The sequence below is a fragment of the Lysobacter antibioticus genome, assembly GCF_001442535.1.
Taxonomy (GTDB): domain Bacteria; phylum Pseudomonadota; class Gammaproteobacteria; order Xanthomonadales; family Xanthomonadaceae; genus Lysobacter; species Lysobacter antibioticus.
The window spans coordinates 1,878,520-1,903,777 of the sequence record NZ_CP013141.1; the positions used below are offsets into that span (position 1 = coordinate 1,878,520).

Below are 25,258 nucleotides of genomic sequence, written 5' to 3' on the forward strand. Positions count from 1 at the left end.
CGGCACTCCGGCCGGCGCTCCCGCCCGGCCGCGAACGCAGGCCGATGCGTGCGCCGGTGATCGGCGGCAAAATTACCGGGTCATGGGCAGTGATCCATCGTCACGGATGGGATCGGCTTGCCGTGGCGATCGGCCACCCATCGAGACTGGGGAATGAACGAACTACGCATCACCTCGGAACGCGAACAGATCGACATCGGCTTCGTGCATCGGTTTTTGTCCGAGCACAGCACCTGGGCCCAGGGCATCCCGCTGGCCCTGGTCGAGAAATCCATCGCCCACTCGCTGTGTTTCGGCGGCTTCGCCGGCGACCGCCAGGTCGCGTTCGCACGCGTCGTGTCGGACTACGCCACTTTCGCCAATCTGGTCGACGTGTTCGTGTTGCCCGAATGCCGCGGCCGCGGTTTCAGCAAGCGGATGATGGAGGCGGTGCTGGCGCATCCGCAGTTGCAGGGGTTGCGCCGTTTCACCCTGGCCACCGGCGATGCGCACGGGCTGTATGCCCGTTACGGTTTCACCGCGCCGCGCTACCCGCAGACCTTCATGGAGCGTTACGTCCCGGATATTTATGCCGCCGGCACAGGCGCGCCGGACACGGGCGCGCCCGCTGCAAGCGCGGGCGCAGGCAGGGGCGCAAGCCTTGAGCCGAGCTCGCCGTAGTTGGTCGTGAGCCGATTCGCCGGCTGAGCAAGGCCCGCGACGCCCGCGGCCGGCGTGCGACCCCGGTTTTCACATGCCGGGCCCGAGGCTTCCGGTAGCGTCGGGGGTCGATCGACGAACGGCTCTGCAGCCGCTCTCGGGTCCTGCATCGCCGCCGTTCCGCGTTGGTTTGCGATGGAGTCCATCCGCCATTGGTACTGCATCGAAGAGCCATTTACGGTTGCTATGCTCTGCATGGCCTGCTGGGCCGTCGCTCGAAGCGCGTCAACGCAATCGTTAAACGTAAGGAGTTTCCATGAACCGCCAATGGCAGATCTTCACCTGCTTCGGATTGGCCTTGGCCGCGGCGTCCGTGGCGCAGGCGGCCCCGGGCGACCGCCAGGTCTACGACGAAGCCATCGCGCGCGCCTCGCGCGTGTGTCCCGACCATTCGCCGGAACGCACCGGGCCCGGCATCAGAAGCATTCCCGTCGCCGCCCTGCGGGTGATCGAGCAACGCAACTACGCCTTGTGCCCGGACCGCCGCCTGGACTCGCAGACGCCGGTGGTCTGGTACGGCCGCGAAGGCGTGTTCGCCTGGAATCCCGGCGCGCGCGGCGCGGTCAAGTTGCTCGCGGGCAAGGCTGCGGCCTATGCGAAAGACAAATCCTTTCCGGCCCAGACCGTGGTCTGGAAGCCGAACGGCAAGTTGGCCGAAGGGGCCTTGGTGCCGGCGTTCCGCGGTCGTCTGGTGCGTTGATCCGGCGCGCGGCGTGGCCTGGGCCGAAGCGGCCGCAGGCGATGCGAACCGCATGCGGCATCGGGCGCGATGACGCTGCCGCAAGCTTGAACATCGCCGGGCGATGAGTCCCGCAGCCACTCCTCGCCAGCACTGCTGCAGCGACCCAGAAGCCCCGGCCCACGCCGGGGTTTCGCGTTTTCGGCCATCTCAGGCCGTGCGAGCGCGGCTTGCGATAATTCATCGGGCGCAGCGCCCAGACCCTGCCGGCAGGGCGGATGCCGGCATCTCAAGGAGATCGACATGACCCCGACCCCCATGGAAAAGACCGGCGAATTCGAGCGCGCCGACAACGGCTGGGTGTTCAAGTACTTCGTTCGCGAGGCCAGCGGCCTGGTGTTGCGTCACGAGGTGTTCGAGAGCATCTCCGATTTCTTCCAGCGCGTGGACCATCTGTTCAATCGCGTCGACGGCTCCGACGAGCCCGAATGGCCTGCCGCGTAAGCGCAATCCGCCGTCCTCCTCATCTCTCTCGTTTCCTTGGGCTCGCCGGCGACGGCGGGCTTTTTTTTGCGCGATCTTCGCGATCGGAAAGACAGGCGGCCCGGACTGAACCGTTCAGCGAAAGGCCAGCCTGCGGAATGCGATGCGCTGTCACGTCGGCACGGCATCGCCCTGGCAGACTGGTCCTCTTCGACACGATGGGATCCGCCATGACGCGCCGAACGCATTCGACTACGCAGTTGTCCAACGTCGCGTACTCCGCGCCTTTCGTGATTGCCGAGCGCCTGATGCGCTTCGCCGCGGCGGGCGCCAATCCTTCGGTTCTCGACCAACGCGAGTGGCAGCGCATGCTCGAAGAAAAGTGGGCCGCCGCCGTGCAGGGTTCGTGGGCGATGTCGGGCGCACTCTGGGAGACCTATTACGACGCCTGGTTCAGCGTCATGAGCGGTGCCTGGACGCCCTGGTCGATGCCGTCGCCGGCCGACTGGTGGGTGCGCGGCGCCCAGAGCGGCGAACGCATCCTCTCGGCCGGGCTCGCGCCGGTCGCGCGCACGGTGTCGGCCAATCGCCGGCGCCTGGCGCGGCGCAAGGGCTGATCCGGAGCCGGAATCCCGCCGGGCCATCCGCACCGGCGAAGAACCTCTGAGTGCGCAGGGGCAGGCTTGGCTTGGCGTGTCCGTTCGCCGTAACGGCATGTAACACCGAGAGCGCCATCACATCGCCGGGCTGCCATTCGGCATTAGGTTAATGGCGATCACTGGCCTGGTCGCCTTCGTCGCAACGTCGGCGTCGAGTGTCCATCATCGCCCGCCGCCGATACCCTTCCGCGGTCGGCGGTTCCCCCACGCGAAACGGAGTTCCCATGCGCAGTCTCGTCATCGCCCTGGCCCTGGCCACCAGTCTGGCCATGCCGGCCTGGGCCCAGTCGGTATCGTTCGGTAACAAATTGATCAACGTCGGCGACACCGTCGGCACGCTCCAGCATGTCGCCGGCAAACCCGATCGCATCGTCCCGATCCAGAACAAATACGGTGCGACCATCGCCGAGCGTTTCGAGTATTACTTGTCGGGCAAGAGCGTGTTGATCACGATCACCGAAGGCAAGATCACCGACATCCGCGAGGTGTTCTAAGCGGTTTTCGTCGCTGCTTCGACCCTGCGCCAACCGCGGGCCTCGCGAGCGTAAACGCCGCGAGGCCTCGTTAAATTTCAGTTGCCGCGTTCGCTCGCGCTGAATGCCCGGCCTACCGAATCACACTTGTGAGCGGGCCGGTGTGGGAACTATTGCCGATGGCTTTCCGTCTATCGCGAGCCTCGCCTGCAGCGTGCAGGCGACTCGTTAGATTTCAGGAAAGCTCATGTTATCGAATCGTCGTCGGGCCCCATCGGCCTGGTTTTTGTTCGTTCTGTCGCTCGCATCGGTCGTCGCGCATGCGGACACTTTAAAACCGCCCGCCGGCGTCGCCGCCGGGCCCTGCGTGGAAGGCGTCTGCGAATATCGGCTCGGCAACGGCCTGCGCGTACTGTTGCTTCCCGACGCCGCCGCGTCGGAACTCACCCTCAATCTGGTCTACGGTGTCGGCTCGGCGCAGGAGAGTTACGGCGAAGCCGGCATGGCGCACCTGCTCGAGCACATGCTGTTCAAGGGCACGCCGACTCACCGCGATATCTTCGCGGAGTTGGGCAAGCGGGGCATCGACGCCAACGCCACGACGACGACCGACTACACCAACTACCATTCTTCCTTCACCGCCGACGCCGCCAAGCTGGACTGGTTGCTCGGCATGGAAGCCGACCGCATGGTGAACTCGCGCGTCGCACGCGAGGACCTCGATCGGGAAATGACCGTAGTGCGCAACGAAATGGAGAATCGCGACGACGATTTGTCCGGCGTGCTCTACGACAGCGTGGCCGCCACCGCCTATCAGTGGCACCACCACGGGAAAAGGATCATCGGTGCGCGCAGCGATGTCGAAAACGCGCGCATCGAGCGGCTGCAGGCGTTCTATCGCGCCTGGTACCGGCCCGACAACGCCACCCTGGTGATCGCCGGCGGTTTCGACCCGGCGCAGACCCTGAAATCGGTGGCCCGTCGTTTCGGCAAGATCGACCGGCCCCGTGCGCCGATGCAGGCGCTGTACACGGCCGAACCCGCGCAGGCCGGCGAGCGCGAGGTCACGCTGCGCCGTGTCGGCGGCTACAGCCAGCTTTTGGCGGCATATCACGTGCCGGCGGCGACGCACGCCGATACGGCGGCCTTGCAGATCCTCGGCGAAGTCCTGCAGGGGCCGGTGGGCGAACGGCTGTACTCGAAGGTGGTCGGCAGCCGGCAGGCGGTCGGCACGGGCGCCGGCATCCAGTGGCTGCGAGCCCCCGGGCTGTGGACGGCTTACGCGACCCTGGCGAAGGACGGCGACATCGCGGCCACCGAGGACCTTCTGTTGGCTCAGGTCGAAGGGCTGGCCCAGCGGCCGGTCCTCGCCGTGGAAGTCGACGCGGCCAAGCAGCTTCTGCGGCGGAATTTCGCTCGCGAACTCGGCGACGTGCGCCGGCTGGCGATGGCGCTGACCCCGGCGATCAGTGTCGGCGATTGGCGTTTGTACTTCCGTTATCGCGACAGCCTGGAGAAAGTCGACGCCGAGCAGGTGAACCGCGTCGCGCGTACCTATCTGCGGCCGGCCAACCGCACCCTGGGGCGCCTGCTGGCGACCGCATCGCCGCAGCGGGTCGTCATCCCGGAGGCACCGTCGCCCGCCGCCCTGTTATGGGATTACGTCGGCAAGGCCAAGGCCGACACGGTCGAACGCTTCGATGCCTCGTCGGCGAATATCCGGCAACGCACCCGGTTCGTGCATATCGATACCGGCTCCGGTGATGGATTGCGCCTGGCCTTGTTGCCCAAGAAGAGCCGCGGCAACAAGGTCGTGGTCGAGGCCCTGTTCCGTTTCGGCGACGTCGACGGCTTGCGCGGCCGCGATACGGCCGCACAAGCCGCCGGCGCGCTGCTGGGCGACGGAAACTTCAAGACGAGCGCGGCGGAACTGGCGGTGGAACTGGCCAGATTGAATTCCATGATCGATCTGGACGGCGGCTTGCAATCGGCGAGTCTGTCGCTGAACACGCAGCGCGAACAATTAGGCAAAACCTTGTCCCTGGCCGAACGCTTGCTGCGCACGCCGCGCTATAGCGATGCCCAGGTCGAGCAATACAAGCAGCGCGCGATGCTCGGCCTGCAAGCCGCCCGCCAGGATGCGAACAGCATCGTCGGCGAAGCCATGACGCGTCATTTCGATCCCTGGCCGGTCGGCCATCCGTTCCGCCAGGCCGATGCCGAGCAATCCCTGGCCGACATCCGTGCGCTCACCGGCGAGCAAGTGCGGGCGTTTCACCGTGACTTTTACGGCACCGCGAACGGGGTGATCAGCGTGGTCGGCGATTTCGACCCGGTCGAGACCGAGCGGGAACTGCGCCGGCTGTTCGCCGATTGGAAGGCCCCGCGCGCGCATGCACCGATCGCCAGGCGCCATGTCGCGGTCCCGGCCGAGCACCGCACCTTCGCCATGCCGGACAAAGACAGCGGCGTGCTGTTGGCGCGCAGCAATATTCCCTTGGCCGAATACACCGACGACGCTGTCGCGTTGAACGTGGCGAACCGGATTCTCGGCGGCCATAGCATCGACTCGCGGCTGGGGCAGCGGATTCGCGCTCGGGGCGGGCTGAGTTACAGCGTCACCAGCAGGCTCGATGCCCAGTCCAGTCCCGACGGTCGCGACGATGCCGGCAGCTGGATGATCCACGCGACCTCCGCTCCGCAGAACCTCGCTCAAGTCGAGCGCAGCGTGCGCGAAGAGCTCGCTCGCCTGCTGCGCGATGGCGTGAGCGCCAATGAAGTGCGCACCGTGGCGACGGCGATGCGCGCCGAGCAGCAGCAAGCCCTCACTCACGATGACGGCTTGGCCTCCATGCTCGGCGGTCTGCTGTATTACGGCCGCAGCCTGGACTTCCTGGTCGAGTTCGATCGGAAGATGGCCGCGCTCAGCGCCGATACGGTGAATGCCGCGATCCGGAAATATCTCAAGCCGGAACAGTTCAGCTTTTACGTGGCCGGCGACATCGATCAGGCCGGGCCCGAGGCCCAGCGCGATAACGGCGCGGCCACCGCCAGCGAGCCAAGTATCGAAAGCGGCGCGGTGCCGCCCGTCGTCGGCGAGGCCGCGGTGCGGTGACGCGATCGCGCGCTGCATCGACCTTGCCGTATGAGCCCAGCCGCAGGGCCGAACTCCGGTAACGATTCCGACGTGGTCGAGTTCGTCGATACCGATGCGGAGTTTCTTTCCGATCGCTCGCGCCGATTCGTTGCAGGCCGAACCGGCGCAGTGCCTGGAAGGTTCTGAGCGAAGACCTTCGGAGCGTGCGATCGCATGTGTGACAGCGTTGGGGTGTTGTTGTCCTGCATGCGTTACAAGATCGAGACGGTGCTTGCCATGCGATGCCGATGAAGCTGCGTTCTCCTTATAGACAAGGCGATGGCTCGCATTCGCAAGAAACGGACGCCATGCGCTTTCGATTCGTTCGTGTTTCCTCGGCGCTGCGTTGCGCATTCGAGGTCTTGATCGCGGGCTTGTGGTCGGAGCGATCGTGAATATCGTCACGTATGACGCGCTTCGGCGTAGGGGGATGCGGCGGTCATGACGTTATTGCAGCAGATCGGAACCAACAGCCGGCGTTCGTCGTCGCCGGCTTTCATCGTTACTTCTCTGAGGATCCAAGCTCCATGCCATCCCGTATTGCCCCGGTTGCGGTTCCCCGTGCGCTCAGCGCACGCGCTCGACCTTTGTCCCTCGCGATCGCTTGCGCCCTGTTGTTCGCATCCGCGCCTTCGTCGGCGCAAGTCGCCGCACCGGGAGAACACGACGGCCGCTACGGCGATGCCGACAGTTGGCGCAGCAAGGAGTTCGAGAAGGACTGGGGCCTGGGCGCGATCAACGCCCACCACGCCTACGCGCGCGGCCTCACCGGTGCGGGCATCGCCTTGGGCCAGTACGACAGCGGCGTGGCCCAGGATCATTCCGAATTCGCCGGGCGCGGGCACGTCAGTCTGGCCCTGGCCGAGCCAGGCTGCGTATCCGACCCCGGCGTCATCGTCTTCCGCGGGCCGGGCCGCTGCTTCTCGACACGCGGCGATGCGCCCACGCGCGAATTCAGCTTCGTCTATCCGGCCAGGACTGCGCCGTACCAGTACGCCGGCTACGGCAATCACGGCACCCACGTCGCCGGCACCATGGTCGCGCAGCGCGACGGCGTCGGCATGCACGGCGTCGCGATGGGCTCGCGGTTGGTGACGGCGCGTTTCTTCGGCGACACCATCTATCGCTGGGACCAGGGCGCCGACGGCACCTGGAAACGCGCCGCCATCGCCAGCAGTGGCGTCGGCGGCGAGGCCGAGGTGGTCACGGATTTCTATCGGCAACTCAGCGAGCACGGCGTGCGTGCGGCGAACCTGGAAATCTGGCTGCCGATCGCCAACTCGCCGCAGGCCAACACCCTGGCCGCGGTCGAACAGACCTATCGCGACTATCAGTCTTCCTACGATGCCTACATGGACGGCGCGATCCGCCACGGCATCGTCAACGTCGTCGCCTTGGGCAACGACTCCGGGCGCATCGCCAACATCTATCCCGGCATGGCGGCGTTCCGCCCCGAAGCGCAGCCGTACTGGCTCAGCGTGGCGAACGTGCAGCGCTCCGGCGACGGCGGTTACGTCATTTCGCCGAGCTCCAGCATCTGCGCCTACACCAAGGACTGGTGCGTGGCCGCGCCCGGCACCTTGATCAACTCGACCAGCATCGGCGGCTCCTTGCAGGGGCAGATCGAAGGCGAGCTCACCGGCGAGGAAGCCCTGCAGATCCGCCTGGGCCAGACCAAGCCGGTGTTGAACTACGCCGACCTCAGCGGCACCTCGATGGCCGCGCCGCATGCGATCGGCGCGATGGGGCTGTTGTTCGAGCGCTTCCCCTACCTGAGCGGCCCGCAGGTGCGCGACGTGTTGTTGACGACGGCGGCCGACCTCGGCGTGGCCGGGGTCGATGAGATCTACGGCTGGGGCCTGATCGACCTGAAGAAGGCGATCGACGGGCCCGCGCAGATACTGAAAGACAGCGATGTAGTGATGGACCGCGCCGCCGGCGGCCTCAAGGTCTGGGAAGGCGATGCCTGGGACGACTGGCGCAACGACATCGGCGGCCCGGGCGTGTTGAGCAAGTCCGGCGCGGGCTGGTTGCGCCTGAGCGGCGACAACGCCTTCGGCGGCCTCAAGGTCAAACAGGGCGTGCTGGAACTCACCGGCGACAACCGTTATGCGACCCAGGTCGAAGGCGGCACCTTGTTGGTCAACGGCAGCCTGGCGAGCGCATCGCTGCCGGTGCGGGCCCAGGGCGAACTCGCCGGCAGCGGCCGCATCGTCGGCGACGTGCTGATGCAGGGCCGGGTGTCGCCGGGTAATTCCATCGGCACCTTGAGCGTGCAGGGCGACTATGTGCAGGCCGCCGGTTCCAGCTACCTCGTCGAACTGGCCTCCGACGGCCGCGCCGACCGCATCGAGGTGAGCGGCAAGGCGACCATCGAAGGCGGCGCCTTGCAGGTGGCGTACGCGCCGGGGCAGTACCTGCTCGGCCAGCGCTTCAACGTGATCAACGCGGCCGGCGGCGTCGCCGGGCAGTTCGCGGCTCTGGAACAGGCCTGGCTGTCGCCGTTTCTGAAGTTCGGCCTGAGCTATGCCGCCAACCAAGTCGATCTGAGCGTCGATCGCGGCGCCTCGTTCGCTTCGGTGGCGCGCACCCGCAACCAACTCGCGGCCGCAGGCGCGGCCGATCGCCTCGCGGTCGGGCAGGGCCTGCCGCAACCGCTGACCCAGTTGTTCCCGGAACAGGCGCTGGCCGCGCTGGACTCGCTGAGCGGCGAAGGCCATGCCAGCCTGCGTTCGATCCTGCTCGACGACAGCCGCCACCTGCGCGAAGCCGCGCTGGTGCGCGCGCGCCACGGCGGCGGCCTGGCCGGCGAGGGCGAGGGCGCAGCGCTAGGCGCGTGGATCGAACTGCTGAAGTCGGGCGGCACCCTCGATGGCGACGGCAATGCCGCGCGCAACGAGTACCGCGGCTCGACGACGCTGCTCGGTTACGACTACCGCTTCGACGGCGGCTGGCGCTTCGGCGTGCTCGCCGGCCGCGGCCGCATCGACAGCGACAACGGCCGTCTCGACCAAGGCCGCATCCGCGGCACCCAGTTCGGCGTGTATGGCGGCCGCCAATTCGGTGCGTTCGGCCTCAGCGCCGGCGTCGCCGTCGCGCGCCAGAGCGTGGACCTGGATCGCCGCATCGGTTTCGACGGTTTCGCCGATCGCACTCGCGCGTCTTACGACGCCGACACCCGCCAGGGCTTCGTCGAAGGCGCGTATCGCCTGCAGGCCGGTGCCTGGGGCTTCGAGCCGTATGCGCAATTCGCCCAGGTGCGGGTGAAGAGCGATGCCTTCCGGGAAAGCGGCGGTGCCGCGGCTTTGGACGGCCGCGCCGCCGAAAGCCGCGTCGACCTGTCGACGCTCGGCCTGCGCTTCGATGTCGGCCTGAAGGGCGCACAGCAGGACCAGAGCTGGCTGAGCCTGCGCGGCGGCCTGGCCCGTCGTCATGCCGGCGGCGAACTGACGCCGCAGACGCAAGTCGCGTGGCGCGGCGGCGATGCCTTCAGCGTGGCCGGTGCGCCCTTGGGCGAAGACGCCACCCTGGTCGAAGCCGGCGTGGCGGCACGGCTGAGCACGAGCAGCCTGCTGGAACTGAACTACAGCGGCCAGTTCGCCGACGAGGCGCACGACCACGGCATCAACGCGCGCTATTCGCTGCGCTTCTGAGCCGACCCGAGGGGGCACCCAAAGCCACGACGGTCGCGACCGTCGTGGCTTTCTTTATGTCCGCGCGAGAGCGAGCCTTGTACGCCGGCGTATCGGGTTCAGCGTTTGCGCGCGTCGGCGACCTCGCCGGCTGCTTGCTGGTGCGCGCCGATCGACAACAGCGACAGCAGTTCCTCGGTGCGCGCGTCGGCGTACAGCTCGAACGGGGTCCGGTAATAGAACTGCGGAATGGGGTAATTCATGAACCAATACAGCATCTGCTCGGCATTCTCATGGTTGGCCTTGGCCGCCGACAGGATCCGCACCAGGTTGCGCAGCGCGAGCTGCAGTTTCGCCGAGCCATGCGGATTGCGGATCGTGGCCTTGCCGTGCGGGTTGGAGATCGCGCTGAGGTCCTTGGCCCGGATGCCCAGGGCGGCGATGACCCGCTTCGGCGAAATATGGGTCGAGCCCGGGACCCGAAGGGAATCCATGAAGATCTCGAACTCGGCTTCGGTCATGACGCTCTCGGAAGGTGAAGACGCACGGGGCGCAGCGACGCGGCGGAGGAATCCGTCAGATGGGGTACGGGCAGGCCGGTGCCGGCCCTCGCGGGACCGCCCCTGCATCAGCGTGCAGGGCGGGCGGCAGCGGTCTGTCCCAGCGGGTGGGGCATCCGCTCAGTAGCGTTCATTTCGCGCCGGAACGCTTGCGGGGAAAGATCAATTTTTCTTCTCGAGATCTCTGAACCGGCATTGCCCCGCATTTTTTTGTGGATCAAGTCTCGTTATTTTGCGACCGAAACCGGCCTCAGCGGGCCGCGGGCCGCCGTCAGGCTTGTCCGCCAAAGGCTTTCGCGGCAAGGCCGGAAGCCCCGTGGATGTTCAGCTTTGTCGACGGACGCGGCGCCAGAACGGCGAGAAAAAATCACAAAAAAAATATATCTCCTTAGATGCCCGCTTCGATCGGTGTGCCTAGTCTGCCCGCCATAGGGACAGCGACACGGCCGACTGGCTGGCCGGCTGACCGGCGGGGGATTCGATGGCAGGTCCATCGGCCGCACCCGGGTCGGCCACGGTTCGAGCGATCGAACGGCAGCGCATCGGCATTCAACACCCTCCATTACACGGTTCGCCTTTCACGGGGCGTGTTAACCGCGGGCGGATATCGGTCCGAGATCGGTATTCACAACTGAACGAATCGCCGGGAAGGCGAAGGGGAATGACCGATGAACTTTATTTACTGCAAGGTGTGGAGCAAGAGCCTGGGAACCTGGGTGGTCGCTTCGGAGTTGGCTAAGGGCGGCAAGAAGCAGGCGCGGAAGGCTTCGTCGGCGGTGGTGACGGTGGCTTTCATGATGATGACGGTCCCCGTGCCTCAAGCGTTCGCGATTGAGTGCGTCCAGGGAACGACTGGGTTTGCTTGCGGCACTGGGTCGAGCGCGGCGGGAAACTCGGTGGCGGTGGGTACCGAAGCCATAGCCACTGGTACTCAAGCGGTCACCATTGGCCATCAATCGAGAGCGGCTGGTGTCCAAGCGACTGCTCTTGGCGCGGGCGCGAGCGGTGCCGGCGCGCAATCCACTGCTCTCGGCATGCAAGCCTCCGCTACCAAAACCAATGCGACGGCCGTAGGCATGAGTGCTGACGCAACGGGCGATCACTCCACTGCCTTAGGAACGGGCGCCCAGGCTACTGAAACCAGTGCCACCGCGGTAGGCAAGGATGCGAATGCCGCGGGGACTTATTCCACGGCAATAGGCACCTTGTCTAAGGCGGATGCTACCGAATCCATCGCCGTAGGCGAGAACGCGCATGCGAAAGGCGCGGGCGCTATCGCCCTGGGCGGTAGCTTTACTGAGGCTTCGGCAGCCGAGGCCTTGGCCATCGACGCCATCGCGATCGGCCGTGACGCCGACGTCAGCGAGACCAGCGTCGGCAGTATCGCCATCGGCAACAAGGCCAAGGCCAATGCCCTGGATACCGTCGCACTCGGTCAATCGGCCACGGCATCTGCCCAGTACGCCTCGGCCTTCGGAGATTCAGCCAGCGCCTCAGCCGTCAGTGCCACCGCGGTGGGCTACCTGGCCACTGCATCCGGCTTACATTCCACTTCGGTAGGCACCGAGTCCGACGCGACCGGCACCGAATCGGTTGCCCTCGGCGAGTTCGCGCAAGCGACCGCTGCGGGCGCCGTCGCCCTTGGCGCCGGCCCCAGCGCGGTAGGAGCGGCCCGGGCTAACGCCGTCGATTCAATCGCGATCGGACGCGCGGCCGGGGTCGGCGCAGCGAACACTTCGGGCATTGCCCTAGGCCGTGGCGCCACCGTCAACGGCGCCTTCGGCATCGCTCAGGGCGATGGCGTCGTGTCCGGCGCAACCGGTCGCAACGTCGCCATCGGTTCGACCGGCACCACCGCCAACTCCAGCACCGCCATCGGCGGCGCCGTAGCCATCGGCCGCGCCCAGACCGCCAACGGCAACGGCGCGGTCGCCATCGGCGACCCGAATACCGCGACCGGCACCGGTGCGGTGGCGGTGGGTGCGGACAACACAGCCAACGGCCAGGGTGCCGTGGCCTTGGGCAACCTCAACACCGCGACCGGGCAGGGCTCGGTGGCGCTCGGCAACGCCAGCTCGGCCGGCGCCGCAGGCGCGGTGGCCATCGGCGACGGCGCCTCGGCCGGCATCGCGCGCAGCGTCGCACTGGGCAGCGGTTCGGCGGCCGCCGCCGCGGTCGGCACCGCCAGCACCGTGATCCGCGGCACCACCTACAACTTCGCCGGCACCGCGCCGACCAGCACGGTCAGCGTGGGCACGGCGGGTGCCGAGCGCACCGTTACCAACGTCGCCGCGGGCCGCCTCAGCGGCACCAGCACCGATGCCGTCAACGGCAGCCAGTTGTTCGCGACCAACCAGGCGGTGCAGGCCGCCGGCGCCGGCTTCAGCCTCACCGCGCAGGGTGCCAACGGCTCCAACGTCGACCCGAGCGAGGCGGTCGATCTGCGCAACACCGACGGCAACATCGCCGTCAGCAAGGTCGCGGGCGACAACAACGTCAACTTCGACCTGGCCGACGACATCACCGTCAACAGCGTCACCGCCGGCAACAGCCGACTCGACAACACCGGTCTGGTCATCTCTGGCGGCCCGAGCGTGACCGCGGCCGGCATCAATGCCGGCGGCCAGGTCATCAGCAACGTCGCCGCGGGTGTTGCCGCGACCGACGGCGTCAACAAGAGCCAGCTCGATGCGGTCGGCGCGACCGCCAATGCGGGCTTCAACGTCAGCGCGCAGGGCGCCAACAGCACCAACGTGGCCCCGGGCCAGACCGTCGACCTCAACAATACCGACGGCAATATCGTGGTCAGCAAGACCGGGGCCGACGATAACGTCGCCTTCGACCTGGCCGACGACATCACCGTCAACAGCGTCACCGCCGGTGCCACCACGCTCAACAGCACGGGTCTGACCATCACCGGCGGCCCGAGCGTGACCGCGGCCGGCATCAATGCCGGCAACCAGGTGATCAGCAATGTCGCCGCGGGCGTTGCCGGCACCGACGGCGTCAACAAGAGCCAGCTCGACGCAGTCGGCGCGACCGCGAATGCGGGCTTCAACGTCTCCGCGCAGGGCGCCAACAGCACCAACGTGGCCCCGGGCCAGACCATCGACCTCAACAACACCGACGGCAACATCGTCGTCAGCAAGACCGGCGCGGACGACAACGTCAGCTTCGAGCTGGCCGACGACATCACCGTCAACAGCGTCACCGCCGGTGCCACTACGCTCAACAGCACGGGTCTGACCATCACCGGCGGCCCGAGCGTGACCGCGGCCGGCATCAACGCCGGCGGTCAGGTCATCACCAATGTCGCTGCCGGCGTGGCCGCGACCGATGGCGTCAACAAGAGCCAGCTCGACGCAGTCGGCGCGACCGCCAACGCGGGCTTCAATGTCTCCGCGCAGGGCGCCAACGCCACCAATGTGGCCCCGGGCGAGACCGTCGACCTCAACAACACCGACGGCAATATCGTGGTCAGCAAGACCGGCGCCGACGACAACGTCAGCTTCGACCTGGCCGACGACATCACCGTCAACAGCGTCACCGCCGGCGCCACCACGCTCAACAGCACCGGCCTGACCATCGCCGGCGGCCCGAGTGTGACCGCGGCCGGCATCAATGCCGGCGGCCAGGTGATCACCAATGTTGCTGCCGGCGTGGCCGCGACCGATGGCGTCAACAAGAGCCAGCTCGATGCGGTCGGTGCGACCGCCAACGCGGGCTTCAACGTCTCCGCGCAGGGCGCCAACAGCACCAACGTGGCCCCGGGCGAGACCGTCGACTTCAACAACACCGACGGCAACATCGTGGTCAGCAAGACCGGCGCCGACGATAACGTCGCCTTCGATCTGGCCGACGACATCACCGTCAACAGCGTCACCGCGGGTGCCACCACGCTCAACAACACCGGCCTGACCATCGCCGGCGGCCCGAGCGTGACCTCGGCCGGCATCAACGCCGGCGGACAGGTCATCACCAATGTCGCCGCGGGTGTTGCAGGTACCGATGGCGTCAACAAGAGCCAGCTGGATGCCGTGGCTGGCGGCTCCACCTCGCTGGGCCTGAACTTCACCGGCAACGACAATGCCGCAGGCGATGTGCACCGCGATCTCGGCCAGACCTTGTCGATCCGTGGCGATGCAACCGCAGCCGGCAGCTACAGCGGCGGCAACATCAAGACGGTGACCGACCCGACCACCGGCGCGATCAACGTGCAGCTGGCCGACGCGCCGAAGTTCGGCAACGTCGTTGTCAACGATGGCGGCAGCGGCAAGATCAGCGGCGTCACCGCCGCCGATCTGAGTGCGGCCAGCACCGAGGCGGTCAACGGTTCTCAGCTGTTCCAGACCAACCAGGACGTCGCGGCGCTCGGCACTCGCGTGACCACGAACGAGGGCGACATCGCCGCGCTCAACAATGTGGTCGGCCCGACCGACCAGGCCTATCAGGATGCCAATGGGCACGGCGTGCGTTATGTGCGTACCAACGACACCGGCTTGCCCGAGTCGGACGCCTTCGCGACCGGCGCCAATTCAACCGCGATAGGCTATAACGCCCAAGCGTCGGCCGAAGAGACGCTTGCGATCGGCGAAAATTCGGTCGCCAACCAGCTCAGCGCCACAGCGATCGGTTCCGGTGCGCAGAGCACCGGGGAGTACGCCATCGCCTTGGGCGATAACGCGCGTGCGAGTGGCAGACACTCGCTCGCCGTGGGCGACGAAGCCACGGCCAGCGGTGTGTTTGCGACGTCCGTGGGCGTCCTTTCGGACGCTTCCGGCGACTTTTCGTCGGCTCTGGGCATCGAGGCCAAAGCCTCGGGCAGGCGCTCGTTGGCCTTGGGTCATTTCGCTGCTTCGAGTGCGGAACTCGCCATCGCGATCGGCGCGGACAGTCAGGCCAGCCATGCCGGCAGCGTCGCGCTCGGCGCCAATGCGGTCGCCAACGGCGCCACCCTCGGCACTGCGGCCTACGTGCCGCCGGCCTCGACCTACGCGGTGGCCGGTACGGCACCGGTCGGCGAAGTGTCGGTCGGTGCGGCCGGTGCCGAACGCCGCCTAACCAATGTGGCAGCGGGCGCGGTCGATACCGATGCGGCCAACATCAGCCAGCTCAAGGCGGTGGACAGCAAGATTACCTCGCTGGGCCAGGACTCGCTGCTGTGGGACCCGACCGCGAACGGCGGTGCCGGTGCGTATAACGCCAACCATCTCGGCACCGGCCCGAACAAGATCGTCAACGTGGCTCCCGCCGATCTGAGCGCGGCGAGCACCGATGCGGTCAACGGCTCGCAACTGTTCCAGACCAACCAGGACGTGGCCGCGCTCGACAGCCGTGTGACCACCAACGAAGGCGATATCGCCAACCTCGACAACCGCGTCACCACCAACGAAGGCGACATCACCAACATCAAGAACCAGATGGGCCCGACCGACCCGGCTTACCTGCAGCAGAACGGCCGCGGTACGCGTTATGCGCGCACCAACGACACCGGCCTGGCCGAGGACGATGCGCACGCCCAGGGCGTGGGTTCGACCGCGGTGGGTTACAACGCCACCAGCTCGGCTGCCGATGCGGTCGCGATCGGTCGCGGCAGCCAGGCCAGCCATGCCGGCAGCGTCGCGCTCGGTGCGGGTTCGGTCGCCAACGGCAGCACGTTGGGCAATGCGGCCTACCTGGTCGGCGGCACCGCGACCGGCGAGGTCAACGTCGGCAACCGCCGCGTCACCGGCGTCGCCGCGGGCTCGGAAGACACCGACGCGGCGAATGTCGGCCAGCTCAAGGCGGTGGCGACCAGCGCCACCCAGGCCGAGCAGCGTTCGGTGAAGTACGACTGGAACGACCTCGATGCGGACGGCGAGATCGACCCGGGCGAAGTCGACTACAGCAAGGCGACCCTGGCAGGCCCGACCAGCACCGATGGCGGTGTCACCGGCGGCAGCAAGATCACCAACCTGGCCCAGGGCGAGGTGTCCGCCACTTCGACCGATGCGGTCAACGGCGCCCAGCTCTACAACGTCGCCGGCCCGAACGATGCGACCTACATCAGCCAGAACGGCCGCGGTACGCGCTATGCGCGCACCAACGACACCGGCCTGGCCGAGGCGGATGCGCATGCGCAGGCGGTGGGTTCGAGCGCGGTGGGCTACAACGCCACCGCCTCGGCCGGGAACGCCGTGGCGGTGGGCCGCGATTCGGTCGCCGGCCATGCCAACTCGGTCGCGCTCGGTGCCGGTTCGTCGACCACGGCCGGCGCGCAGAGCGGCTACAACGCGGCTTATGTCGGCAGCAGCAACTCGACCGGCCAGGTCCAGGTCGGCGGCCGCACCATCGGCGGCGTGGCGGCGGGCTCGGCGGCGGACGACGCGGTCAACGTCGGCCAGTTGCAGGCCGGCGTGAACGATGCGGTGACCCAGGCCAATGCCTACACCGACACGCGGGTCGACCAGATCGCCGGCAACGTCGCCCAGTACGACAACCGCATCAGCACCGTCGAAGGCGACGTCAACAGCGTCAAGAACGGCTCGGCGGGTCTGTTCCAGGTGAGCCAGGACAACACCGCGGCGCCGACGGTCAGCGGCGCCAATGCTTCGGCGGGCGGCGCAGGCGCGGTGGCTTCCGGCACCGGCAGCACCGCGCTCGGCAACGGCGCCATCGCCTCGGCGAACAATGCCGTGGCCCTGGGCGCCGGTTCGGTGGCGAACCAGGAAGGCACCGTGTCGGTCGGTTCGGCCGGCAACGAACGCCGGGTGAGCAACGTCGCGGCCGGTACGTCCGACACCGATGCGGTCAATGTCGCGCAGTTGAAGGGCTTCACCACCGGCGGCCTGCAGTACGACAAGAACGCCGACGGCAGCAACAACACCAACAGCGTGACCTTCAACCCGAACGGCAGCGGCGAGACCACCCTGCGCAACGTCGCGGCCGGCAAGGCCCCGACCGATGCGGTCAACGTCAGCCAGTTGGGGCAAGCGGTGACCACGGCCAACAGCTACACCGACAGCCAGGTCGCCACGGTCCGCAACGACGTGTGGAAGCTCGGCGACGACGTCCGCCGCCTGGAACGCAACATGCACTCGGGCATCGCCACCGCGATCGCGATCAAGCCGGCGCCCTACGTGGCCGGTCGCACGACGTACTACGCAGGCTTCGGCGCTTACAAGAGCGAAGCCGCGTTCGGCGTCAGCCTGCGGCATACCGCCGACAACGGGCGCTGGAGCCTGGAAGGCGGTGCATCGAGCAACAGCGACGGCATCGGCGCGTACATCGGCGTCAGCGGTGTGCTCGGCGATTGAGTAGGCACGGCCCGGCCCGCCTCGCGCGCATGCGCAAGGCGGGCCGGTTTTTGCGGTAAGCCGGCCGGCCTGCATCGGTGCCGGAATCGTCCCAGGGCGGCTGCGGCCGCCGTCGTACCTCGTCCGACCTGCGTCCAACCCACCCGCAGCGAAGACGTCCGCCTCTCCCCGTTGTGCAAGCGCTATTCATCGGAGTTCTTCGTATGAGCTTATCCCTGGTCGAATCGCCGCAATTCCGGTTCACCGACGAGCAGTGGCGAATCGTCGCCTCGCATCTTCCGCGCCAATACCAGGCGCGCATCCTCAACAACACCGGCGACTACCGCACTTTCATCGAGGCGGTGTTGTGGGTGGTCGCCAACAACGCGCCGTGGACCAGCGTGCCGCAGGGCTTCGGTTCGTGGCGGGCGATCTACGTGCGGTTCCTGCGTTGGTCGGAAAACGAACACTGGATCGCGGTGGAACGCGCCATCGGCATGGACAGCGAACTGGCCAAGGGCCTGCGCGAACGCGTCGAGCGTTACCAAGCGAGCAACCGCTGGCGCCGCAAGCGCGGCGAGGCGCTGTCGCCCAAGCCCGCTGCCGTGGAGAGCGACCTACAGGGCGAAATGGTCCGGCGCTGGGGCGTATTGAAGGCCGGCTGAGTCGCGCTGGAACGATCGGCGAAGCCAGGCTTCCACTTCCACACGCCGCATCCCCCTGCGGCGTTTACAGCGGTACCACGGCCGGCGCCCCCTCCGGCCCGCGGGCCGCTTCGCAGCCGCATCGGCTGCCTTTGCGTCGGGCCGGCCCCTCCCTGCGTGTTTCGGACGGTTCGACGCGCTTTTTCGCATGCTTGCCGGAACTCCCGCGTTCGCCCGGCTTTCGAGCGTCGCGCGCGGTTTCCACGCAACGGGTTCGTCGGCCTGCTGCGGGGCGGGCACTCGAATCGATCCACCTCTCCCACTGGAAAGTTATCGATGAAGAACGCCTCCGTCTTGAACCGTTCCTGCCTGGTCCTGGCCGCCATCGTTGTGTGCATGAGCCTGGCGCGTGCCGCGCACCCGGGCGACAGCAAGTTCGTCGATTGCGGCTCGACATCGAACGGCCTTTCGGTAAGGGCCGCCTCGGTGCAGCCCAGGCAGTTCGCCTGCCCGCGGGCAATCCTCGTCGGCGAGAGATACCTGCGCGCAGTGCGCAAGCAAGCCTTTGCGAGCGTTCGGATCAGCGTGAGCGGGGCGACCTGGATTTGCCGCGAGCGGCTGTACGACACCAATCCGGTGCTGGAGTGCGTCATGCAGCGAGAACCGCACGAGATCGTCGCCCTGGTCTCCTGAACGGGTATCGAGGCCGTCGACCCATTATCCGGACATGCTGCGGCATGTCCGCGACCCGCGCGAAACCGCATCCTGAGCGACCCTCGGCGTCAGGCGCCGAGAGAGCACGAGCGGGCTTGCCGAACGCCAGTAACGGCCGCATGATTATTCAGCATGTTCAGATCGCCAGCGCCCCTCGGAGGAACGCAGGCGACGAATGCTCGACCTGCGCCGCTACCCGCATCCAACGTTCCTGACGATCTTGCGCCGCACGACGGCGACACCAAGGTGAGAACACGATGACGACGCCGTGGCCCGCGGATGCCTGGTACCTGCAACTGGCCGATCTGACCATCGATCTGCGCTTTCGCCGGCTGATCCATTCCGGGCAAAGCGTGGAGTTGCCGCAGCGGGTCTTCGACCTGTGGCTGCTGTTGCTGAGCGAACCCAACCGGCTGCATACGCGCATCGAATTGTTCGACCGGCTGTGGGCCGGCACCATCGTCGAAGACACCAATCTTTCGCAGAACGTGTGGCTGTTGCGCAAAGCCCTGGGTGAGGAACGCAAGGGCTGGATCCGCACGGTGGCCAAAAGCGGTTACGTGTTCGAACTGCCGGGGCCGGTGCAATGGTTCAAACAATTGCCGCCGGCTTTGCAGCCGGGCGACGCGCTGATCGTTCCAAGCGATCCGGACACGTTCGCCGAGGCCGAGCAGCGAGATGCGCTCGCCGAACGGCCGGAGCAGGCCAGCCCGGCCGCGCCTTTGCCGGTCGCGGGCCCGGCGACGGGGCAGTTGCCCGATCCCGTGCCGTCGTCTACGGCGGTCGAAACCATGCTGCTGCCGGCTCCGGCTCCGGCTCCGGTTCCGGGTCCGTTTCCGGCAGCGACGGGGGGAGGGCGAAGCGGCAAGCGCGTGTGGGCGTTCGCTTTGCTCGGCCTCGTCGTGGTCGTCGCCGCGATAGCGCTGTTCGCCGATCGGTGGAACCGGTTCGGAGCGGGCAAGCCGGAGCTCAGCGTGGCGCTGGTGACGATCGAGGATCTGCAGGCCACCTCGAGGTGGCCGGCCAAGTTGCTCGAAGAGTGGCTGAGCTGGAAGCTGGGCAGCCTGCCCGAGGTGAATCTGCTCAGCGAAAGCGACTTGGCCGCCGATCAAGGTTCGGGGACGGTGCAAGTGGTGTTCCTGTCGTCGGTGCGCGTGCCCAACGACCCCGAGAAAATAGCGCTGTACGTGCGTTTCCAGGAGGACGGCAAGGAACAGCGCCTGGAGGTGAAGGGCGATCCTTCCGAGATGCCGGCCCTGGTCGATTCGGTGTCGCGCCAGCTCGTCGCCCGTTTGCTTCCCGCTCGCGAAACGCCATGGCCCGCGCTGGAACTCAGCGCGGCCGCGGCCCAGCGCTATGAGCAGGCGGCGCTGGCGCTGGATCGCCGCGACTGGATGTCGGCTGTTTCGATCGGCAGCGAAATCGTCGAGTCGGCGCCGCGCTTCGGCCTGATGCGTCTGCAATTGGCGCAAGCGCAGGCACGGCTGGCGCAGGGGGCCGCCGCGACGGCGCAGATGGAGCTCGCGGCCGAGTTGCTTGCGAGTGCGCCGCCGGAGGTGGCCGCATTGCTGGCCGCGCGGCGCCTCGCGCTCGATCCGCGCCGCGGCCAGGACGCACTCAAGGCCTTCGCCTCGCTGGCCGATCGGTTCCCCGACAAGATCGCCTATCAACTGGAGTACGCGCGATTGCTGGTGAATGCCGGCGAGCCGCGCGCGGCCTTGGCGCGGCTGGTCGATGCGGGTGGCCAGAACGCTGTCGGCGTACGCATCGCCAAGCATCTGTTGCGGGCGGACGCTTATCAGGCGCTCGGCGATCCGGCCCGGATGCGCATGGAGGCGGGCGCCGCCGAGCGTCTTGCCCGCGACGCCGGCCCCGGGTGGACGTTGGAACGGGCCGATGGCTTGCTGTTGACGGCGCGCGCCGACAGCCTGCAGTTTCCCGAGCGTCCGGTGCCTGCCGCCTACGAACAGGCGGCCACGCTGTACGAGCAAGGCGGCAATTCGACCGGTGCATTGCACGCACGGGTGTTGGCGCGCATGGCCGGCCCCTTGACCGGGGACGCGGACCCGGCCTTGGACGCGTTGCTGGCACGCGCCAACGCCGGCGGCTATCACCGTCTCGAAGTGGACGTGCTGGTCGCCAGCGCCGACCAGTACATGAAGGCCGGCGATGCCGACACGTATCGCGCGCGGCTGCTGCAGGCCTCGGCGGTCGCCAACGCTTCCGGCGATCTGCTGTCGATGGCGCAACTGGATTTCAGGTTGCTGCGAAACGATCTGCTGACCTTGCGATTCGACAGCGCCGCGGTGCGCATCGAGCGGCTGCGCGCTATGAAAGTCCAGGGCAACCTGGGCACGGCCTCGGAGCAGTTCGCTGCCAGCTTGCTGCTTCTGCGCGGGCATTACGCCGAGGGCTTGGAGGTCATCAATCGAGCCGAGCGCTTGTTGCCTGTGGTGCCCGCGGGCCAGGCCGAGTCGGAAGCTCATGCGCAACTGGCTTGCACGCGCGTGGTGCCCTTGGTGGCGCTGGGGCAGGTGGCTGAAGCGCGTCGCAATCAAGATCGCTGTTCGCGCGGCAACGCGGTGGTCTCGCGCTCGCGGGGCCTGCTCAGCAAGACCTACATCGAGCTGTTGTTGGGCGACCGCGTCCAGGCCGCGACCTTGCTGGACCAGGCCGAACAATCCTTGCCGAACAAACCGCCCGAGCGCTGGATTCAACTGCTGGAACTGGCCAGGCTGGCGACCCTGCTGGGGCAGCCGGAGAAATCCGAGCGCATCTATGCGCAATTGCTGCCGCAGCTGCAGCCGACCGGTTATACCGCTTATGTCGTCCAGACCATGACCGGGCAGGCCGAAAGTGCCGCGGCCATGGGCGAGTGGGCACGCAGCCGCGCCCATGCTGCGGAGGTTCGTCGGAGGATTCCCGCAGATCTATGGTTCTTGCTCAAACGATTGGAACTGGTCGCCATCGCCGATGCGCTCGAACACGGCGACCGGCGCACGGCCATCGCCAAGGCGAGCGCGTTGCATGCGAGCGTGCATCGGCTCGGCGATGCCGTGCTGGAAATGCAATTGCACAGCATGTTCGAACCGGGCGAGCTCAAGGACGATTGCAGCGCGGCCGAGCGCGAGGCCTTGGTCGCCCGCACCGGCATGCGCGGCAGCGACGTCGATTGGCTGAACCTCTCGGGACACACCGGCCGAGGCGCTTCGCGGTAGCGAGTCTGTGCCTGCAGCCAAACTTCCTGTCGATGGATTCTGGCAACCTAGCGCCGCATGACCGCGACCCCAAGGTGAGATCACGATGACCACGCCGTGGCCCGCGGATGCCTGGTATCTGCAACTGGCCGACCTGACCATCGATCTGCGCTTTCGCCGGCTGATCCATTCCGGGCAAAGCGTGGAGTTGCCGCAGCGCGTGTTCGATCTGTGGCTGCTGTTTCTCGGCGAGCCCAACCGCCTGCATACGCGCACCGAATTGTTCGACCGCTTGTGGGCGGGCACCATCGTCGAAGACACCAATCTGTCGCAGAACGTCTGGCTGTTGCGCAAGGCCTTGGGCGAAAAGCGCAAGGGCTGGATCCGTACCGTGGCCAAGAGCGGCTATGTGTTCGAGCCGCCGGGGCCGCTGCAGTGGTTCAAGGAGTTACCACAGGCCCCGCAGCCGGGCGCCGCGGCCATCGCTCCCAGGGATTCGAAAGCCTTCGTCGAGGCCGCCGAACGCAGCGCCTCTTTCGAGTCGCGGCAGGCGGTCGTCGCCGAACGTTCCGTCGAGACCGGTGCGATAACCGGGCGTATGTTCGATCCGGCGCCGCTGTCGACTGCCGTCGAAACCGGACCTGCACCGATACCGGCTGCAGGCCCGGCGTCGGTGCGCAGCGCGCGCAGCGGCAAGCGGGTGTGGGTTTTCGCGGCGCTCGCTTCGATCGTGGCGGCGGTGGCCGTGATCCTGTCGGTCCAGCACTGGAGCGGATTCGGAGCGAGCGAGCCGAAACTGGCGGTGGCGCTGGTGACGATCGAGGATCAGCAGACCACGACGCGATGGCCGGCCAAGTTGCTCGAAGAGTGGCTGAGCTGGAAGCTGGGCAGCCTGCCCGAGGTGAATCTGCTCAGCGAAAGCGATCTCGCCGCGGGGCAGGGGGCGGCCGCGGCCCAGGTGGTGTTCCTGTCGTCGGTGCGGGTGGCGAACGACCCGAACAAACTCGCGCTTCATGTGCGCTTCCAGAACGATGGCGAAGAACGGCACATCGCGGTGACGGGCGAACCCGCCGAGATGCCGGCCCTGGTCGATGCGGTGTCGCGGCAAGTCATGAGCCATTTGTTGCAGGTACCCGAAGCGCCGTGGCCTGCGCTGGAGCTGAGTGCGAAAGCCGCCCAGCGCTACGAGCAGGCGGCGCAAGCGCTCGATCGTCGCGATTGGATGGCGGCGACCGCTATCGGCAGCGAAGTGGTCGAGGCGGCGCCGCGCTTCGGGCTGATGCGCCTGCAACTGGCGCAAGCGCAGGCACGGTTGGCGCAAGGCGCTGCCGCATCGGCACAGATGGAGGCCGCGCTCGAACTGCTCCGGCCCGCGCCGGCCGAGGCGGTCGCGCTGCTGCAGGCGCAAGCCCTCGCGCTCGATCCGCGCCGCAGCCAGGACGCGTTGAAGGCGTTCGCGTCCCTGGCCGACCGATATCCCGACAACGTGGCTTATCGATTGGAGCACGCCCGCTTGTCGATCGATGCCGGCAAGCCGCAGGAGGCCCTGGCGCGACTGGCCGACGGCGCCGGCGATCGGCATGCAATCGCGGTGAGGGTCGCCCAGCATCTGTTGCGCGCCGAGGCCTACGGCAAACTCGGCGATCCCGCCCGGATGCGTACGCAGGCGAGCGCCGCCGAGCGCTTGGCCCGCCAAGCCGGTCCGGGATGGACTTTGGAGACAGCCGATGCCCTGTTGTTGAAGGCCCGGGCCGACAGCAATCAGTTCCCCGAACGCCCGGTCCCGCTTGCCTACGAACAGTCGGCCCAGCTTTATGAGCAGGGCGGAAATTCGACCGGCGCACTGCGCGCGCGGGTATTGGCGCGCACCGCCGGGCCGTTGACGGGCGATGCGGATCCGGCCCTGGACGTATTGCTGGCGCGTGCCAATGCCGGCGGCTATCACCGTCTGGAGATCGACGTCCTGGTCGCCAGCGCGGATCAGTACATGAAGGCTGGCGATGCCGACAGCTATCGCGCGCGATTGATGCAGGCGGCCGCCATCGCCAACGCGTCCGGAGACTGGGTCTCGATGGCGCGGCTCGACGTGCGCTTGTTGTACAACGACCTGTTGACGCTCAGGCTCGACAGCGCCGCCGTTCGCAGCGCACGTCTGCGTGAGCTGCAACTGCAGGGCAACCAGCGCCTGCTGTCGAACCAACTCGCCGGGGGCCTGGCCACGATGCGCGGGCATGCGGCGGAGGCTTTGGAAATCTCGCGCGAGACCGAGCGTCTGTTGCCGGCGTTGTCTGCGGGGCAGGAGGGCTCGGAGGCGCATGCGCAGTTGGGTTGCGCACGTACGGACTACTTGCTCGCCCTGGGCAGACTGGCCGAAGTGCGCAAGGAACTCGACCGCTGCTCGCAAGGCGACCGGCAAACCCTGCGTAGCCTGGTCTTGCTGGGCCGGAGCCAAGTGGCCTTGTTGGGAGGCGACTCCGTGCAGGCGGTCGGTTTGTTGGAGCAGGCCGAAGCATCGATGCCGAATGCCGCGCCGGACAGCTGGAATCAAGGCTTGGAGGTCGCCCGGTTGGCGACTGTGTTGGGCCGGACGGAGAAGTCCGAACGCATCTATTCGCAGTTGCTGCCGCCACTGCAGCGTAGCGGCTACACCTTGTTCGTCGCCCAGGCCATTACCGGGCTGGCGGAGAACGCGGCGGCCCGAGGCGATTGGGTGCGCAGCCGGATCCACGCCGCCAACGTGCGCAAGCTGATTCCCGGCGATGCATGGTTCTTGATCGCTCGATTGGATTTGCTGGCCGTTGCCGATGCGCGCCAGCATGGCGATCGGGCCACGGCGGTCGCGATGGCGAGCAAGTTGCACCAGCGCGCCAGGCAACTGGGTGACGTCATCGTCGAGATGCACGTGCACCGGATATTGGAGCCGGGCGCTTTCCACAATGATTGCAGCGCGGCCGAGCGCGAGGCCTTGGTCGCGCGCACCGGCATGCGCGGCATCGATGTCGATTGGCTCGTGCCTGCGGGCGAGGCCGCTCGAAGCGCCTCGCCCTGAGCCTTACACGACACGACGGAGGAAGGGCCGCCGCAGGGCGGTATGTGCCGGCCCGCGGT

12 protein-coding genes and 2 pseudogenes are annotated in these 25,258 nt (G+C 67.3%); 13 read left to right on the plus strand and 1 reads right to left on the minus strand.

What is annotated here, in order from left to right; all coding sequences use genetic code 11:
- Positions 1-153: 153 nt before the first annotated feature.
- The 7 genes and pseudogenes from GLA29479_RS07640 to GLA29479_RS07670 all read left to right on the plus strand — a co-directional run.
- Positions 154-573: pseudogene (locus GLA29479_RS07640) on the plus strand (GNAT family N-acetyltransferase); the annotation flags it as partial.
- 382 nt (positions 574-955) lie between these two features.
- Positions 956-1,399, plus strand: coding sequence for a hypothetical protein (locus GLA29479_RS07645; protein ID WP_057918207.1), 444 nt, complete (start codon positions 956-958; stop codon positions 1,397-1,399).
- A 282-nt stretch (positions 1,400-1,681) separates the two neighbouring features.
- Positions 1,682-1,882, plus strand: a complete 201-nt coding sequence (locus GLA29479_RS07650) for a hypothetical protein (RefSeq protein WP_144436396.1) — start codon at positions 1,682-1,684, stop codon at positions 1,880-1,882.
- A gap of 209 nt (positions 1,883-2,091) precedes the next feature.
- A complete protein-coding gene (locus GLA29479_RS07655) occupies positions 2,092-2,478 on the plus strand; it encodes a hypothetical protein (RefSeq protein ID WP_057918205.1) in 387 nt (128 codons plus the stop codon).
- Between the two features lie 266 nt (positions 2,479-2,744).
- The gene (locus GLA29479_RS07660; protein WP_057918204.1) at positions 2,745-3,014 is read left to right on the plus strand and encodes a hypothetical protein; all 270 of its coding nucleotides are present in this window, start codon (positions 2,745-2,747) and stop codon (positions 3,012-3,014) included.
- A 226-nt stretch (positions 3,015-3,240) separates the two neighbouring features.
- Positions 3,241-6,108, plus strand: coding sequence for a M16 family metallopeptidase (locus tag GLA29479_RS07665; protein WP_082638387.1), 2,868 nt, complete (start codon positions 3,241-3,243; stop codon positions 6,106-6,108).
- 608 nt (positions 6,109-6,716) lie between these two features.
- Positions 6,717-9,782, plus strand: coding sequence for an autotransporter domain-containing protein (locus GLA29479_RS07670; RefSeq protein ID WP_057971245.1), 3,066 nt, complete (start codon positions 6,717-6,719; stop codon positions 9,780-9,782).
- 98 nt (positions 9,783-9,880) lie between these two features.
- On the opposite strand, the gene GLA29479_RS07675 is transcribed toward GLA29479_RS07670, so the two are convergent.
- On the minus strand, positions 9,881-10,282 hold the full coding sequence (locus GLA29479_RS07675; protein ID WP_057971246.1) for a hypothetical protein: 402 nt from the start codon (positions 10,280-10,282) through the stop codon (positions 9,881-9,883).
- A 707-nt stretch (positions 10,283-10,989) separates the two neighbouring features.
- Between GLA29479_RS07675 and GLA29479_RS26105 the strand changes: the two are divergent.
- The 6 genes and pseudogenes from GLA29479_RS26105 to GLA29479_RS07700 all read left to right on the plus strand — a co-directional run.
- Positions 10,990-11,601, plus strand: a pseudogene (locus tag GLA29479_RS26105) (ESPR-type extended signal peptide-containing protein); the annotation flags it as partial.
- 39 nt (positions 11,602-11,640) lie between these two features.
- Positions 11,641-17,616, plus strand: a complete 5,976-nt coding sequence (locus GLA29479_RS24390; protein ID WP_057971247.1) for a hypothetical protein — start codon at positions 11,641-11,643, stop codon at positions 17,614-17,616.
- Positions 17,617-17,819: 203 nt separating this feature from the next.
- A complete protein-coding gene (locus tag GLA29479_RS07685; protein WP_057918174.1) occupies positions 17,820-18,260 on the plus strand; it encodes a transposase in 441 nt (146 codons plus the stop codon).
- 315 nt (positions 18,261-18,575) lie between these two features.
- Positions 18,576-18,932, plus strand: coding sequence for a hypothetical protein (locus GLA29479_RS07690; protein ID WP_057918173.1), 357 nt, complete (start codon positions 18,576-18,578; stop codon positions 18,930-18,932).
- A gap of 278 nt (positions 18,933-19,210) precedes the next feature.
- Positions 19,211-22,171, plus strand: coding sequence for a winged helix-turn-helix domain-containing protein (locus GLA29479_RS07695; protein ID WP_057971248.1), 2,961 nt, complete (start codon positions 19,211-19,213; stop codon positions 22,169-22,171).
- Between the two features lie 85 nt (positions 22,172-22,256).
- Positions 22,257-25,199: a winged helix-turn-helix domain-containing protein gene (locus GLA29479_RS07700; RefSeq protein ID WP_057971249.1), complete on the plus strand. Its 2,943-nt coding sequence runs from the start codon at positions 22,257-22,259 to the stop codon at positions 25,197-25,199.
- The last annotated feature ends 59 nt before the right edge of the window (positions 25,200-25,258 follow it).